The organism is Nannocystis exedens (assembly GCF_002343915.1).
In the GTDB taxonomy this organism is placed as follows: Bacteria; Myxococcota_A; Polyangia; order Nannocystales; family Nannocystaceae; genus Nannocystis; species Nannocystis exedens.
The window spans coordinates 4,020,027-4,034,662 of sequence record NZ_NETK01000001.1 but is presented as its reverse complement, the minus strand read 5'-3'; the positions used below and the strand labels follow the sequence as shown (position 1 = coordinate 4,034,662).

Sequence of the window (14,636 nt, the reverse complement as noted above, 5' to 3'; positions counted from 1 at the left end):
ATGTCCGAAGAGTCGGGGCGAAAGGCCGCGGAGGCGGACTCGGCAGGCGGCAGCGCGCCGGATGGCGCGGAGGACATGTCGGAAGAGCCGGGGCGGGCGGCCGCGGAGGCGGGCTCGCCCGGTAGCCGAGAGCCGGATGGCGCGGAGGACATGTCGGAAGAGCCGGGGCGGGCGGCCGCGGAGGCGGGCTCGCCCGGTGGCCGGGCAGTGGATGGCGCGGAGGACATGTCCGATGCGCCGAGCGAAGCTGGCCCGGAGTGCGCGGGGGAGCGAGCGGACGCCCGTGCGGCGGCAGGCGAGTCGGATGTCCCCGAAGACATGTCCGAAACCGCAGTCGCCGTCCCGGGGGACATGCCCGGGCGCGCGGCCGGCGTCGGCTTCTCAAACATGTCCTTGGGGCCAGATGGCTCGGAGGACATGGCCGCGGGGCTAGTTGCCGGGCGCCGCGGGGGCGGGGCCCTCGGCCGCGGGGGCCGCCGGGGCGGGGCTCTGGGGGGCGGCGGCGGGCGTCGGGCTGAGGCCGGGGCCGGCGGGCGCGGGCTGGGAGGCGGAGACGACCACCGGTCCGTCGGGGCTCTTGTGGTCGGGGTGGTACTCCTCGCAGCGGCCGCGCGGGGCGGTGTCGCGGCGGCGCTTGGGCGCGAGCGGGCCGCAGCGGGCCCAGTCGACGCTGTAGGAGATCAGGGCCATCGCCGCGAAGGCGACCGCGGTGAAGCCGAGGCCCCAGCTCGCCTTGCTGAGGCGGTTGCCGGTCTCGACGGTGCGGTCGTAGTCGTCGTAGCCGAAGCCGTCCTGGAAGTAGTTGTCGTCGAGCTTGCGGCGCAGGCCGTACGAGGCGAAGCTGGTGGCGATCGTGCCGACGCCGGCGGCCACGGCCATCGAGATGCCGAGGTAGAACAGGATCGGCGTGACCGGGCGGCGGCGCCTGCTCGAGCGATCGTCCGCCGGGGGGGTCGGGTCCTGCGCGGCGTAGAGCGTGCGGATCTCGAAGTTCGAGCGCGTGCCGACGTTGCCGATCGCGGCCAGCCGGCGGTCGGGCTGCGGCAGGTCGGCCGTGGTCGTGGCGCAGGCGGTGCCGAGCGCCAGGGCGGCGACCAGGAGTCGGCGAGGGACGTCGGGGCCCGCGGGGCGGTGGAGCGGTCGGTAGGTCATCCGCTGGTCTCGGTTTCGCTGGTGGGAGCTTCCGTGTCGCTGACGTCGGTGGTCGCGTCGGTGTCGCTGGTCGGCAGCTCTTCGGGGACGCAGATCGCCAGCTCCTCGCTGCACGTGTAGCCGTCGGGGCAGGTCGTCGCGTCCTCGCCCAGGCAGGTCGGCAGGCACAGGCCGAGGCCCTGGACGCAGACCTCGCCCTTCTCGCAGGTGTTCTCGCCGGCCGGGTCGCACTTGACGATGCAGGTCGAGAACCCGCCGAAGGCGAAGCACTGGGCCGAGTCGGCGCACGGGGTGGCGCCCTCGTGGGCGCAGTCGGGCAGGCACATCGCGCCGCTGCAGTACTGTCCCGGAGGACAGGCGCGCGCGCCCTCGGCGTCGCAGCGGATCCCGCACACGCCGGTGCCGATGAGGTCCTCGATGCTGGTGCTGCCCTGAGACTGGCCAGCGCCCGGGAAGCCGCCGCCGCCGCCGCCACCGCCGCCACCGCCGGCCCCGCCGAGGAGGTCCTCGACCAGCGCCAGCTCGATGTCGTCGCCGAACTGCACGCACTGCAGCTTGCCCGAGCAGGTCGCGTCGGGGTCGGGGAAGCGCTCGTCGTCGAAGCCGCAGGCGGTCGCGCAGATGCCGTTGAAGCAGAGGTTATAGCCCTTCCCGGCCGGGCAGACGTCGGTGCTGAGCTCGCACGGGAACTCGCACAGCCCGTCGAGGCAGGCCTGGCGGGCCTCGTAGAACTTGCTCTTGTCGGCCTCGAGCACCTCGTCGCAGTTCTCGGCCAGCGTCAGGCCGGCGGCGTCGGCGTCCGGGATCGCCACCAGGTCGCCGCGGCAGGTGAGCACGCGGCAGTCGCTGTCGGCCTTGCAGGTGTAGCGGAACGACGGCGGGGGGTTCGGGGTGAGGAAGCAACCGCCGAGGGCGCCGAGAGCGAACGCGAGGGCGAGGAGCGGACGACGAGACATCGACAAGGCGCTCATATCACAGGGGGGGCCGCGCGATCAGCGCGATTGGCGCGGAGAGCAGGGACAGGGCCGTCCGATCGCGTGAGACGCGGACAGCGGCGCCTCGCGGGTTTGACCGGGACGCGAGGCCGGCGGAGTCGCGGAGCGAGACGAGCAGGCTCACGCGTTCGGGCGCGCGGCCCGGGGCAGCCCGAGGGCTTTCGTCGGTGAAAGCGAGTGCGTTTACGGGGGGTGAGGACGCCGCCAGGCGGTGCCGGCGGCGCCTTGCCCGGCGGCCGGGGTGCGTGCTAAACGGCCCGCCCAACCAACACACATGCCTCGGGAGGGCCCCGTGGCGTCACCGCGGCCGCGGTGTTCGGGGCCTGAGGATCGGGGCAGCGGCCCAACGCCAGGAAAGAACCAAGAAGATGAGCACTCAAGATGTCTCCCAGAGCGACCTGCAGCAGTCGCTCGACATGTCGGACGGCCAGCGGATCATCACCGTGCGCCAACTGCTCGAGGCGGGCGTCCACTTCGGTCACCGCACCGAGCGCTGGAACCCGCGCATGCGGCCCTACATCTACGGCGCCCGCAACGGCATCCACATCATCGACCTGCAGCAGACCGCGGTCATGTTCCGCCGGGCGTACGCGTTCATCCGCAGCGTCGCGGCCGAGGGCAAGCCGGTCCTGTTCGTCGGCACCAAAAAGCAGGCCGCGGACGTGATGGTCCAGGAGGCCGAGCGCGCCAACCAGTTCTTCGTGTGCAGCCGCTGGCTCGGCGGCACCCTGACCAATTGGACGACGGTGCGCCAGTCGGTCGACAAGCTGCGCAACATCGAGCGTATGAGCCAGGACGGCACGTACGACGCGATCACGAAGAAGGAAGCGCTGATGTTCGAGCGCAAGCGCGGCAAGCTCGAGCGCAACCTCGGCGGCATCAAGGACATGCCGAAGCTGCCCGGCGCGGTGTTCGTGATCGACCCGGTCAAGGAGCACATCGCCGTGGTCGAGGCCAACCGCCTCGGCATCCCGGTGGTCGCGGTCGCCGACACCAACGCCGACCCGCGGCTCATCCAGCACGTCATCCCCGGCAACGACGACGCCATCCGCGCGATCAAGCTGTTCTGCAGCAAGATCGCCGACGCGTGCCTCGAGGGCGCGCGCCTCGGCAAGTCGCGCGCGGTCAACGAGCCCGAGGGTCACAACGTCCCCGAGACGATCCGCGTGACCACCGGCGGCGACGGCCCGCGCGTCGAGGTCGTCTCGCGCCGCACCCAGCTGCCGGCCCCCGAGGCCGCCGCCACCCCCGACGAAGACGCTGGCAACAAAGAGGACTGAGCCATGGCCACGATCACCTCCGACATGATCAAAGACCTCCGCGAGCGGACCGGCGCGGGGCTGATGGACTGCAAGAAGGCGCTGACCGAGGTCGACGCCGACATCGAGAAGGCGGTCGAGTACCTGCGCAAGAAGGGCATCGCGGGCGCGGCCAAGAAGGCCGGCCGGATCGCCACCGAGGGCGCGGTCACCTCGTACATCCACATGAACAACCGCGTGGGTGTGCTGCTCGAGGTCAACTGCGAGACCGACTTCGTCGCCAAGACGGCCGACTTCCAGGCCTTCTGCGCCGACGTGGCGATGCAGATCGCGGCGATGAACCCGGCCTGCGTCCGGCGTGAAGAGATGGACACCTCCAAGGTCGAGGCCGAGCGCGCCCTGCTGCGCGAGAAGGCCCTGGCCGAGGGCAAGCCGGAGAAGATCGTCGACAAGATCGTCGACGGCCAGGTCGCCAAGTTCTACTCGGAGCACGTCCTGCTCGAGCAGAAGTGGGTCAAGGACGACAAGAAGACGATCGAGCTGCTGCAGCAGGAGCTGGTGGCGAAGCTCGGCGAGAACATCAAGATCCGCCGCTTCACCCGCTACGAGCTCGGCGAAGGCCTCGAGAAGAAGTCGGAAGACTTCGCCGCCGAGGTCGCGGCCCAGATCAAGGCGTGAAGACGCGAGCGAGAGAGCGGGCGACCCCCGCTCTCTCGCTATGTGCGTCGCGACGATGTCCCTTTTTCGCCGGCCCGCGGGCCGGAGAGACGGTCCCCATGGCAGCCGCCCCCCGCTACAAGAGGATCCTGCTCAAGCTGTCCGGCGAGGCCCTGCAGGGCGCGCAGGGCTACGGCGTCGACGCCGAGGTGCTGCGCACGATCGCCGAGGAGGTCAAGGACGTGGTCGCCCTCGGGGTCGAGGTCGCGCTCGTCATCGGCGGCGGCAACATCTTCCGCGGGCTGTCGGCCGCGGCCTCCGGCATGGACCGCGCCAGCGCCGACTACATGGGCATGCTGGCGACGGTGATGAACTCGCTGGCGCTGCAGGACGCGCTCGAGCAGCGCGGGGTCTACACGCGGGTGATGTCGGCGATCGAGATGAAGGAGGTCGCCGAGCCGTACATCCGCCGGCGCGCGACCCGGCACCTCGAGAAGGGCCGCGTGGTCATCTTCGCGGCGGGGACCGGCAACCCCTACTTCACCACCGACACGGCCGCCGCCCTCCGCGCCATGGAGGTCCACGCCGACGTGCTGATGAAGGCGACCAAGGTCGACGGGGTCTACGACAAGGACCCGCACAAGCACAAGGACGCGGTCCGCTACGCCCGCCTCACCTACCTCGACGTGCTGGCCCGCGGCCTCAACGTCATGGACAGCACGGCGATCTCCTTGTGCAAGGAGAACAGCCTGCCCATCCTTGTCTTCAACATGCTCGGGCGGGACAATATCCGCCGCGTGGTCTGCGGCGAGGAGCTCGGCACGCTGGTCTGCGCGGAGTAGCCCGCGCCCTCTCGAACCACCCTATCCAAGCGACGGAGCACGACGATGAACGACGCACTCGAACTGGCCCAAGACGGCATGGAAAAGGCGCTCGACCACCTGCGCAAGGCGGTCTCCAAGGTCCGCGCCGGCCGGGCCAACCCCGCCATGCTCGACGAGATCCGCGTCGAGAACTACGGCACCCTGATGCCCCTCAACCAGTGCGCCACCGTCTCGATCGGCGACGCCCGCCTCCTCGTCGTCAAGCCGTGGGACCGCAACATGGTCGGCCCGATCGAGCGCGCCATCAACGCCGCCAACCTCGGCATCAACCCCCAGAGCGACGGCGTCGTGATCCGCCTCGCCATCCCGCCGCTCACCGGCGACCGCCGCAAGGCCCTCGTCAAGCAGGTCAAGGACCTCGGCGAGGAGGCCAAGGTCGCCATCCGCCAGTCGCGCCGCGAGGCCAACGAGTTCCTCAAGGAGGCCGAGAAGGGCCGCGAGATCACCGAGGACGAGCTCAAGAAGGCGCTCGAGAAGGTGCAGGAGATGCACGACAAGTTCGTCAAGCAGGCCGAAGAGATCTTGAGCAAGAAGGAAGCCGAGATCACCGAGGTCTGAACGCCTGTCCCGTGGGGCAGGTCGCTCGTCCCGAGTGACGCGCGGCGAGGGCGGCGAGCGATCGCCGCCCTCGGCAATTTCGCGGCGCGAAGGAGGCGTCGCCGGCCCATCCGAGGGTCGGGCACGGCGACGGCACGGCCCGCCGCACGCTCGCCGCTCACGGCGGGCAGATCGACACCAGATCGAAGCTCCAGTAGCAGCAGGCGTCCTGGCGGCGCGGGTCCGGACCGCACATCGCGTCCCCGCCGACGCTCTCGCACAGCGAGCAGTCGTCGAGCAGATCCACGACCGCCGCGGCCGTGGCGTCGGGGCAGGCGTCGGGATCGGCGCCTTCGAGGCAGGCGTAGAAGAACTTCCACCCACGGTCGTGCTGCAAAATTTCGCAGTGCGCCTCGGGCGGGACGTCGGGGAGCGGATCGCAGGCAGGCGGCGGCGGCGGCTCGTCGGGCGAGGGCGGCAGGTCGAGCTTGCCGATCGTGGGATCGACGCTCGCAGCGTCGCCGCTGTCGTCGGTCGTGCCCGTCGTGGGCGCTGGGCCGGTCGTGGTCGTCGAGGAGCCCGTCGTGGGCGCTGGGTCGGTCGTGGTCGTCGAGCCGCTGCTGGGGTCGCCCACGGTCGCGCCGTCGTCGGGCGGCCGCGGTCCGCAGGCAGCGAGCACGACGAGGAGCAGCGAGCGCGCTTGCATGGCACCCGTGAGGATGGCCAGGGGCCCGGCGATCTGTCGCGCGCGCCGGCGAGCGGTCGTGCTCGTGGCGCGAGGGAGACGAGCCGCTCGCGAACGTGACATGTTCAGCGCACGACTTGTAGCGCAGGGCGCTCGCGCAGCGAGGGGACGGCGTCGAGCAGGCGGGCCTGGGTCAGGTCGATGTATTCCTGCTCGAGGTCGATGCCCATGTAGCTGTGGCCGAGGGTGACGGCAGCGACGCCGGTGGTGCCGGAGCCGTTGAACGGATCGAGCACGAGGCTGTTGTCCGGACAGGACGCGAGCAGCAGGCGCTCGAGCAGGGCGATCGGCTTCTGCGTCGGGTGGCGGCCGAGCAGCTTCTCTTTCTGGCCGGGGGCGGTGAGGCGCCACACCGTCTTCATCTGCTTGCCGTCGTTCATCTCGCGCATGCGGTCGTAGTTGAAGGTGTGCCGGCTCTTGCGGCTCTTCGCCGCCCACAGCAGCGTCTCGGTCGCGTGCGTGAAGTAGCGGCACGACAGGTTCGGCGGCGGGTTCGGCTTCTCCCACACGATCTCGTTGAGCATCTTGAAGCCGAGCTGCTGCATCGCGTACCCGACCGAGTAGATCACGTGGCCGGTGCCCGAGACCCACATCGTGCCGTTGGGCTTCAGCGCCCGCTGACACGCGCTCAACCACTTGTGGTTGAAGGCGTGGTTCTCCTCGACGCCGTTCGACTTGTCCCACGCGCCCTTGTCGACGCTCGTCCGCTTGCCCGCGCGGCAAGTGGTGCCGCCGTTCGACAGGAAGTACGGCGGATCGGCGAAGATCACGTCGACGGACTCCGCGGGGATGCGCTCCAAGATCTCGAGGCAGTCGCCCTTGTATAGTCGCGCCCGGTTGTCGGCCGAGCGCCAGGTCGGCTCCGGCAGGGGCTTCTGCGCCGGCGTGGTCGCGCGCGCGCTCGTGGGCCGGGCGGGGCCCGATTGCGGCGTCTGCACGCCCGGGGCCGGAGCCGGGGCCTTCGGGCTCGCGGATGCCCTCAGGTCCGAAGGAGGCAGTGCGGTCTCGGTGGCGCTGACGCTTTGGAGCACGGCGGCAGATTCCACGGGGCCGCCCTGCGGGCCAAATTTGTGACGAAAGCCTGTGGTCGCCGTGGCGCCCGCGCCGCCCCCGGTTTGCAGGACCGGCGGGCTTTTTGGTACTAAGAGTCGCAGATGCCGAAGATCAACCTGTCCCGCAACCACTCCCTCGAGCCCGCCGTGATCAAGGAACGGATCACCACCCTTGGCGCGAAGCTCCAGGAGAAGTACCAGGCCAAGACCTCGTGGGCCGACGATCGCACCCTCAACGTCAAGGGGACCGGCGTCGAGGGCAAGCTGGTGATCAGCGACAACAAGGTCGACGTCAACCTCGACCTCGGTTTCATGCTCACCCCGCTCAAGGGCAAGATCGAGGAGACGCTGGGCAAGGAGCTCGAGAAGCTCACCGCCGCGTCGTGAGTCGCTCGCACCCCACGCTGCGCCTGATCACGATCGGGTTCAGCCACTACTGCGAGAAGGCCCGCTGGGCCCTCGACCGCGCCGGCCTCGAGTACGTCGAGGCCGACCACGTGCCGCTGTTCCACTTCGCGGCCACCCTCCCCGCCGGGGCCAAGCGCACCGTGCCGGCCCTGGCGACGCCGCGAGGGGTGCTGTGCGAGTCGACGGACATCGTCCGCTTCGCCGACGAGACGCTGCCCGCGGCGCGCAAGCTGTTCCCCGAGGAGCCGCCGCTGCGCGCCGAGGTCGAGCGGCTGGTCGCACGCTTCGACGCGCTGCTCGGGCCGGCGGTGCGGCGCGTGGCGTACTGGCACATGTTCACCGACCGCGGGAAGACGCGAGAATTGCTGACCTCGACCGGACCCGCGTGGGAGCGCCGGCTCGGTCGCCTGCTGGCGGTGCCGATGCAGGCGATGATGATCCGCGGGCTCAAGCTGTACCCGGAGCCGACGGCCCGCGCGCAGGCGCGGCTCGACGAGATCTTCGACGAGGTCGCGCAGACCCTGGCGGACGGCCGGCGCTACCTCGTCGGCGACCGCTTCACCGCCGCCGACCTGACGTTCGCGGCCCTCTGCGGGCCGGCGCTGATCGCCCCGCAGTACGGCTTCCCGGTGCCGCCGCAGGCGCTGACGCCGGCGACCGTAAACTGGGCCTCGCGCCTGCGGAGCAGCCCGGCCGGGGCGTTCGCGCTGCGGCTGTTCGCCGAGGAGCGTCCGCCGGTGCGGGCACAGGGCCGTTCGGACGTGTCTCCCGGGACAGGGTGAACCGCCACCCCGGCCCAGCCGGTCGCGGCGGGTCGTCCACGGACGGCGAGTTCGGGGAGTCTGCCATGTCCCGAGTTGCCGCCCGCGCGTTCGCGTGCGAGCATCGGGCTGATGCTGTCCGGCCTCGAACAGGCGCTCCTGGCCCTGCTCCTCGTCGTCTTGATGATGGGGATGGGCGCGTCGCTGACCGTGGCCGACTTCCGCGCGGTGCTGCAGAACCCGCGCGGGCCGTTGATCGGGCTGGCCTCGCAGTACGGGTGGATGCCGCTCGTCGCGTTCGCCCTGGCCAAGGCGCTCGGCCTGCCGAACGACCAGGCGATCAGCCTGATCATCGTCGGCTGCACGCCGGGCGGCACGACGTCCAACCTGTTCACGTACTACGCCCGGGCCGACGTGGCGCTCAGCATCAGCATGACGGCGCTGTCGACGGTCGTCGCGGTGGTGGTGATGCCGCTGCTGCTCATGGTGTACGCCAGCTCGTTCACCGACGCGGCGCTCCAGGTGCCGTACGGCAACATCACGACCACGCTGGCGGTGATGCTGGTGCCGCTCGGGCTGGGGATGGCGATCCGCGCCCGCTGGGCCCGCGCGGCGGCGGTGCTCGAGAAGGTCGGCAGCCTGTCCGGGATCGGCGTGCTGGCGCTGCTCATCGTCACCGGGCTGGTTCACAACGGGGCGCTGCTGGCCGAGACGTCGCCGGCGATGTACGCGGCGGCGATCGGGCTGGGCGTGATCGGCTTCGGGCTCGGCTACCTGCTGGCGGCGCTGCTCCGGGTGTCGCAGGCGGGCCGGCGGGCGATCGCGTTCGAGACGGGCATCCAGAACAGCCCGCTGGCGCTCGGCATCATCCTCGCCAGCTTCCCGGCGGCCCTGCACGAGCGGATGCTGTGGCTGCCGCTGCTGTACGCGCTGTTCGTGCTGCTGTCGGCGTCGCTGCTGACGCTGTGGTGGCGCTACCGCGGGTGAGGCTCACGGACAGCGCGGGACCCAGTCCGGGTTCTTCTGGTCGCACAGGTCCTCGACGCACGGGCACTCGCCGCTGAAGCAGTAGCCGCGCCGGTCGGCGACGCCGAGCTGCCTGACGCAGTCGGTGAGGGCGTTCTGGTCGCCGCCCGCGAGGAGCTTGCAACTCTCGAGCTGGGGGTCCTGATTGGTCGCGTGGGCGTCGCCCCACTCGGTGCGCTTCAGGAGGATGTCGCCGCCGTTGACCGTCCGCCAGCGGCCCGTGTCGGGGTCGAGGATGCAGTCCTTGCCCGGGTCGACCGCCGTGAACGGGCAGCACTGCGAGCCGCCGCAGATGTCGACGCGCTGCTCGAGCGTCCAGCGCGGGTCGCACGGGACCGGGCAGCCGTTGCTCAGCGGGCTGGGGAAGCCGCCGGTCTCGATGCAGAAGCCCCAGTCGCTGAAGTCGTTGTTGTCGGCGGAGAACAGCGGGGTGCCGATCTCGTCGTCGATCGTGCCCGGATCAAAGTAATTGGGCAAAAGGCCCTGAATCGTCGCCGGATCGTCCGAACAGCACGTATGTCCCATCGGACAGGTGTTTCCCTCGACCGGCTTGCACGCGCCGGCGTGGACGCCCGGTACGCCGCCGCCGGTGTCGCCGGCGGTCGAATCGCCGGAGGCCGTATCGCCGGAGGCCGAATCGTCGCCGGTCGGGTCGTCGGGCGCGGCGGTGGTGCCGACCGGCGGCGCGGTCGAGCCGTCGCTGTCGCTGTCGTCCTCGGGCGGCGTGCGGTCGGCACACGCGGTCAGGGCGAGACAGGCGACGAGGCGGAGCAGGCCATGCACCCGGAGATCGTCGGCGAGCCGGCCGGACGCAGTCAACTTCGCGGCGCGCGAGAAATTTACGTCGGCCCGCGGGCGCGCGCGGTCGCGCGCCCGCGAATCACCTCGCTCACTGCGGAAGGACGTCGAGGTCGAGGCCGCCGGGGTACCAGTAGCTGCCGTAGCTCTGCACGCCGTAGACGCCGATGCCCACGCCGACGTCGCCGACGACGGTGTGGTTGCCGGTGCCGTTGTTGTTCAGCTTGATGTGGGCGACCTGGTAGTTGGTGGCGCCGACGGCCTGCCAGTTGGCGACGGCGACCCCGTCGACGGTGACGCTGGCGTTCTTGGGCGCGAGCACGTCGACGTAGTTGGCGGTCCAGCTCGGCTGGGCGTGGAACAGGTAGTTCTTGCGCCACTGCAGCGGGTTGACGGCCAGGAGCATGGCCGGGTCGCTGGTGCCGTAGCCGCCGTCCTGGCCGACCATGTACTGCGACACGAGGATCTTCTTGTCGGCGGTGACGACGAACTTGGCGGTGGTGGTCGGGATCTCGACGAAGTCGCCGGCGTTGACCAGGACCTTGTTGACCGGCTGATCGGGGTTGAACGTCAGCGTCGTGTTGGGCTCGCTGGCGATCACGCGCACGATCTGGGCCTTGTCGAGCTGGTCGTTCGGGACCTGCACCGGCGGGACGACCACGTACTCCTTGGCCAGGGTCTCGATCGGGAACATCGACTCCTCGAGGTGATCGCAGGCGGTGACGTTGAGCGGGACATTGGTGCACTCTTGGCCGCCGAACACCTGCACCGGCTTGTCGGCGCTGATGATCGTGCCGGTCAGGTCGCCGCCGGGGCCCGACATGACCTGAAGGACATCGTCGGCGTTGAGGGTGACGACGCCGCTGCCGTCGGCCGCGACGCCGCCGCCGGCCTGGACGACCTTGCCGGTGGCCGAGGGCGTGAGCGTGACCTTGGTGTTGTCCTGGTTGGCGACCACGGCGTAGAAGCCGGGGTAGTTGAGGTTCTGGACGAAGGTCCAGGTCGGCCAGGCGGCGACCAGGTAGTTGCCGGTCCAGGTGTTGACGGGGAGCAGCAGCGAGGCGTCGTTGGTGGTGGTCGCCTTGAGCGGGTTGTACTGGTAAACGGTGACCGGCCGGGTGCTGCGCAGGCGGTAGGCGCCGTCGGTGACGAGCACCGAGGGGCCCTGGCCCTGCGCGAGCTGGGTCACCCACGGCAGCACGATCAACTGGACGCTCATCGGCGCGACCATGACCTGGGTGATCTGGTTGGCGCCGCGGGTGACGGTGACCTGGGCCGCCTGGTCGGAGGTGTTGGCGACCGCGACGGCGTACTCGTTGGTGGGCCCGCTGATGTAGCTGTCGTGCTGCTGCAGGACGGTGGGGTAGTAGTCGCAGCCGATGTACGACAGGCCGAGGCCGGCGCAGGCGCCGAGGCAGGCGCCGGCGTTGGGGTCGCACGCGAGGCCCTGCAGGCCGTCGCAGGTCTCGAAGGCCTCCCAGGCGCCGCCTTCGCTGCACTTCTGGACGTCGTTGCCGACGCACTGGGTGTCGCCCGGGACGCACTCGGTGCAGCCGATGCCCGGGACGCAGGCGACCGGACACTCCTCCTCGCTCTTGAAGCCGCCCTGACCGTCGCACACCTGGGCGGTGTTGCCGTCGCAGACGATCTGGTCCTCGGGACAGGCAGGGTTGCCGGTGGTGCTCGTCGTCGAGTCGGTGGTCTCGCTGGCCGACACGTTGCCGGTGGTGGTGGTGCCGTCGGTGGTGGTGGTGGTCGCGTCGGTGGTGGTGGTCTGCGGCCCGACGGTGGTGCCGTCGGTGGTGCCGTCGGTGGTGGCGGCGCTGGTGCCGGTGGCCGACTCGCTGCCGTTGTCGGTGGTCGGCGTGCCGGTGGTCGGCGTGTCGGTCGTCGGACCGGCGGTGTCCGTGGTCGGACCGGCGGTGGTGTCCGCGGCGGTGGTGGAGATGGTGGCGGACGCGACGGGGGTGCCGTCGTCGCTGCAAGCGACAGCGAGGGGCAAGGCGAGCAGGGCGTATCGGCGGAGGCGAAGCATCCGCGCGTCATACCATGAGGGTGAATGGCCGGGCACGCAGGCTCGCACGCGCGCGCCAGCGGCCGCCATTCATTCGATTGCGAGCGCGGCCGAGAGAGCGCGCGTGCGCATGCAGACGCGGACGGTCACGCGATGTGGACGAGGTGAACTGCTCGTGGCTCGAAGGCGCCCATAAAAGGGGGCGCCGCCGGTGCGATGATTCGCGGGCCGCCGTCGAACGACGGCGCGCAATGATGGCACTCGCTCACTGCGGGATGAGGTCGAGGTCGAGGCCGCCGGGGTACCAGTAGCTGCCGGCGCTCATGACCCCGCCGACGGCGACGCTGACGCCCTGGTCGGCGGTGACGCGGTGGTTGCCGTCGCCGGCGTTGCTGAGCTTGACGTGGGCGACGGCGTAGCCGGTGTTGCCGATCGGGGCCCAGGTGGCGACGTCGACGTTGTCGACCTTGACGGCGGCGCCGGTCTTGGCGATGAGGTCGACGTAGTTGGCGACCCAGTTGGTCGGCGCGTGGAACAGGTAGTCCTTGCGCCACTGCAGCGGGTTGACGGCCAGCAGCATCGACGGGTCGCTGGTGCCGTAGCCGCCGGTCTGGCCGACCATGTACTGGGCGACGAGGATCTTCTTGTCGGCCGAGACGACGAACTTGGCGGTGGTGGTGGGGATCTCGATGAAGTCGCCGGCGTTGGCGAGGGTCTTGTTGACCGGCTGGTCGGGGTTGAAGGTGAGGGTGGTGCCGGGCTCGCTGGCGATGATCCGCACCATCTGCGCCTTGTCGAGCTGGTCGTTGGGGACCTGCACCGGCGGGACGACCACGTACTCCTTGGCGAGAGTCTCGATCGGGAACATCGACTCCTCGAGGTGATCGCAGGCGGCGACGTTGTCGGGCACGTTGGTGCACTTGTGGCCGCCGATGACCTGGACCGGCTTATCGGCGTTGACGATCGTGCCGGTGGGATCGCTGGCGGTGGCGACGACCTGCAGGACGTCGCTCTCGTTGAGCACGACGACGCCGGTGCCGTCGGCCGCGACGCCGCCGCCGGCAGCGATGATCTTGCCGGTGGCCGAGGGGGTCAGCGTGACGGTGGTGTTGTCCTGGCGGGCGGTGACGGCGTAAAAGCCGGGGATGCCGGTCCACTGGCCGCGCGCGGCGACCAGGTAGTTGCCGGTCCAGGTGTTGACGGGGAGCAGCAGCGAGGCGTCGTTGGTGGTGGTCGCCTTGAGCGGGTTGTACTGGTAGACGGTGACCGGGCCGGTGGTGCGCAGGCGGTAGGCGCCGTCGACGACGAGCGCGCTCGGACCGTCGCCCTTCGTCAGCTCGTTGACCCACGGCAGCTCGAGGAGCTGCACCGCGTTGGGCGCGACGCTGCTGGAGGCGACCATGTTGCCGCCGCGGGTGACGGTGATGTTCACCATCTGCGCGGAGGTGTTGGCGACCGCGACCGCGAACACGTCCTTCGGCGCGGTGTTGTAGAGGTCGTACTGCTTGGTGACGGTGGGGTAGTAGTCGCAGCCGATGTACGACAGGCCGAGGCCGGCGCAGGCGCCGGCGCAGGCGCCGGAATTGGCGTCGCACGACAGGCCCTGCAGCGGGTCGCAGCTCTCGGTGATGTCGAAGCCGGTGCCGGCGTCGTTGCAGGTGGCGACGTCGTCGCCCTGACACTCGCTCTCGCCGGGGATGCACTCGACGCACCCGAGGTCGGGGGCGCACAGGGTCGGACAGGCCTCCTCGCTCTTGAAGCCGCCCATGCCGTCGCACACCTGGGCGGTGTTGCCGTCGCAGACGATCTGGTCTTCGGGACAGACCGGCGGATCGCCGGTGGTGCTGTCGGTGCCGGCGGTCGTCGAGACGCTGACGTTCTCGGTGGTGACGGTGCCGGTCGTGTCGGTGCCGGTGGGCGGCGTATCCGTGGTGGGGCCTGCCGTGTCGGTGCCGCTGTCGGTGCCGGTGCCCGCGGTGGTGCCCGTCGGCGGGTCGGTGGTGGCGGTGCCGGTCGTGTCGGTGGTCCCGGCGGTGTCCGTGGTGATCGGGACGGTCGTCGGAGCCGTGTCGGTCACGGCCGCGGTCGAACCGCTGCCGTCATTACAGGCGGCAGCGAGCGGCAATGCGAGGAGGGCGTAACGGCGGAGGCGAAGCATCCTGGCGTCGTATCACGACCGCCGCCCGGCCCGCGAGCCGGCGCGCTCGGCCACGACGCGCAGGCTCGCGATCGCGGACGGGTACATCCCCCCGCGGGCGCGCCGCTTCGCGCGGGGCGCGATTGAACTGGACGAGTCGGCGAGCATCGGCAGACATTGCTCGATCGCCACGCCGGGTGAAAGGGTGGCC

General features: G+C 70.5%; 14 protein-coding genes. 7 read left to right on the top strand and 7 right to left on the bottom strand.

Annotation, left to right across the window (positions count from 1 at the left end; genetic code table 11):
* Positions 1-429: 429 nt before the first annotated feature.
* Both NAEX_RS15885 and NAEX_RS15880 read right to left on the bottom strand, forming a co-directional pair.
* Positions 430-1,152, bottom strand: coding sequence for a hypothetical protein (locus NAEX_RS15885; protein ID WP_096328338.1), 723 nt, complete (start codon positions 1,150-1,152; stop codon positions 430-432).
* On the bottom strand, positions 1,149-2,108 hold the full coding sequence (locus tag NAEX_RS15880) for a hypothetical protein (protein ID WP_143140606.1): 960 nt from the start codon (positions 2,106-2,108) through the stop codon (positions 1,149-1,151). The genes NAEX_RS15885 and NAEX_RS15880 overlap by 4 nt, the downstream gene beginning before the upstream one ends.
* 407 nt (positions 2,109-2,515) lie before the next feature.
* Between NAEX_RS15880 and rpsB the strand changes: the two genes are divergently transcribed.
* The 4 genes from rpsB (at position 2,516) to frr (ending at position 5,505) form a co-directional block, all read left to right on the top strand.
* Positions 2,516-3,427 (top strand): 30S ribosomal protein S2, encoded by a 912-nt coding sequence (rpsB, locus tag NAEX_RS15875; RefSeq protein WP_096328336.1) that lies wholly within the window; start codon positions 2,516-2,518, stop codon positions 3,425-3,427.
* 3 nt (positions 3,428-3,430) lie between these two features.
* Positions 3,431-4,084, top strand: coding sequence for a translation elongation factor Ts (gene tsf / locus NAEX_RS15870; RefSeq protein WP_096328335.1), 654 nt, complete (start codon positions 3,431-3,433; stop codon positions 4,082-4,084).
* 98 nt (positions 4,085-4,182) lie between these two features.
* Positions 4,183-4,905 (top strand): UMP kinase, encoded by a 723-nt coding sequence (gene pyrH, locus NAEX_RS15865; protein ID WP_096328334.1) that lies wholly within the window; start codon positions 4,183-4,185, stop codon positions 4,903-4,905.
* Positions 4,906-4,950: 45 nt separating this feature from the next.
* Complete coding sequence (gene frr / locus NAEX_RS15860) at positions 4,951-5,505, top strand: ribosome recycling factor (protein WP_096328333.1); 555 nt, start codon at positions 4,951-4,953, stop codon at positions 5,503-5,505.
* Positions 5,506-5,662: 157 nt separating this feature from the next.
* On the opposite strand, the gene NAEX_RS15855 is transcribed toward frr, so the two are convergent.
* Both NAEX_RS15855 and NAEX_RS15850 read right to left on the bottom strand, forming a co-directional pair.
* Positions 5,663-6,190, bottom strand: coding sequence for a hypothetical protein (locus NAEX_RS15855; protein WP_096328332.1), 528 nt, complete (start codon positions 6,188-6,190; stop codon positions 5,663-5,665).
* Between the two features lie 104 nt (positions 6,191-6,294).
* Positions 6,295-7,098 carry a DNA-methyltransferase gene (locus tag NAEX_RS15850; RefSeq protein ID WP_096333629.1) on the bottom strand — a complete coding sequence of 268 codons (804 nt, stop codon included), beginning with the start codon at positions 7,096-7,098 and terminating at the stop codon, positions 6,295-6,297.
* Between the two features lie 285 nt (positions 7,099-7,383).
* Here NAEX_RS15850 and NAEX_RS15845 point away from each other — a divergent pair, with 285 nt between their 5' ends.
* From NAEX_RS15845 to NAEX_RS15835, 3 genes are all read left to right on the top strand, one after another.
* Positions 7,384-7,668, top strand: coding sequence for a polyhydroxyalkanoic acid system family protein (locus NAEX_RS15845; RefSeq protein ID WP_096328331.1), 285 nt, complete (start codon positions 7,384-7,386; stop codon positions 7,666-7,668).
* Positions 7,665-8,471, top strand: coding sequence for a glutathione S-transferase family protein (locus NAEX_RS15840; protein WP_096328330.1), 807 nt, complete (start codon positions 7,665-7,667; stop codon positions 8,469-8,471). The genes NAEX_RS15845 and NAEX_RS15840 overlap by 4 nt, the downstream gene beginning before the upstream one ends.
* A 111-nt stretch (positions 8,472-8,582) precedes the next feature.
* Positions 8,583-9,437 carry a bile acid:sodium symporter gene (locus NAEX_RS15835; protein ID WP_096328329.1) on the top strand — a complete coding sequence of 285 codons (855 nt, stop codon included), beginning with the start codon at positions 8,583-8,585 and terminating at the stop codon, positions 9,435-9,437.
* Positions 9,438-9,440: 3 nt separating this feature from the next.
* Here the strand turns inward: NAEX_RS15835 and NAEX_RS15830 are convergent, their stop codons facing one another.
* The 3 genes from NAEX_RS15830 to NAEX_RS47895 form a co-directional block, all read right to left on the bottom strand.
* Complete coding sequence (locus NAEX_RS15830; protein ID WP_096328328.1) at positions 9,441-10,259, bottom strand: hypothetical protein; 819 nt, start codon at positions 10,257-10,259, stop codon at positions 9,441-9,443.
* 106 nt (positions 10,260-10,365) lie between these two features.
* Positions 10,366-12,276 carry an IgGFc-binding protein gene (locus NAEX_RS15825; protein WP_100793000.1) on the bottom strand — a complete coding sequence of 637 codons (1,911 nt, stop codon included), beginning with the start codon at positions 12,274-12,276 and terminating at the stop codon, positions 10,366-10,368.
* A 277-nt stretch (positions 12,277-12,553) separates the two neighbouring features.
* On the bottom strand, positions 12,554-14,446 hold the full coding sequence (locus tag NAEX_RS47895; protein ID WP_143140607.1) for an IgGFc-binding protein: 1,893 nt from the start codon (positions 14,444-14,446) through the stop codon (positions 12,554-12,556).
* Positions 14,447-14,636: the final 190 nt, after the last annotated feature.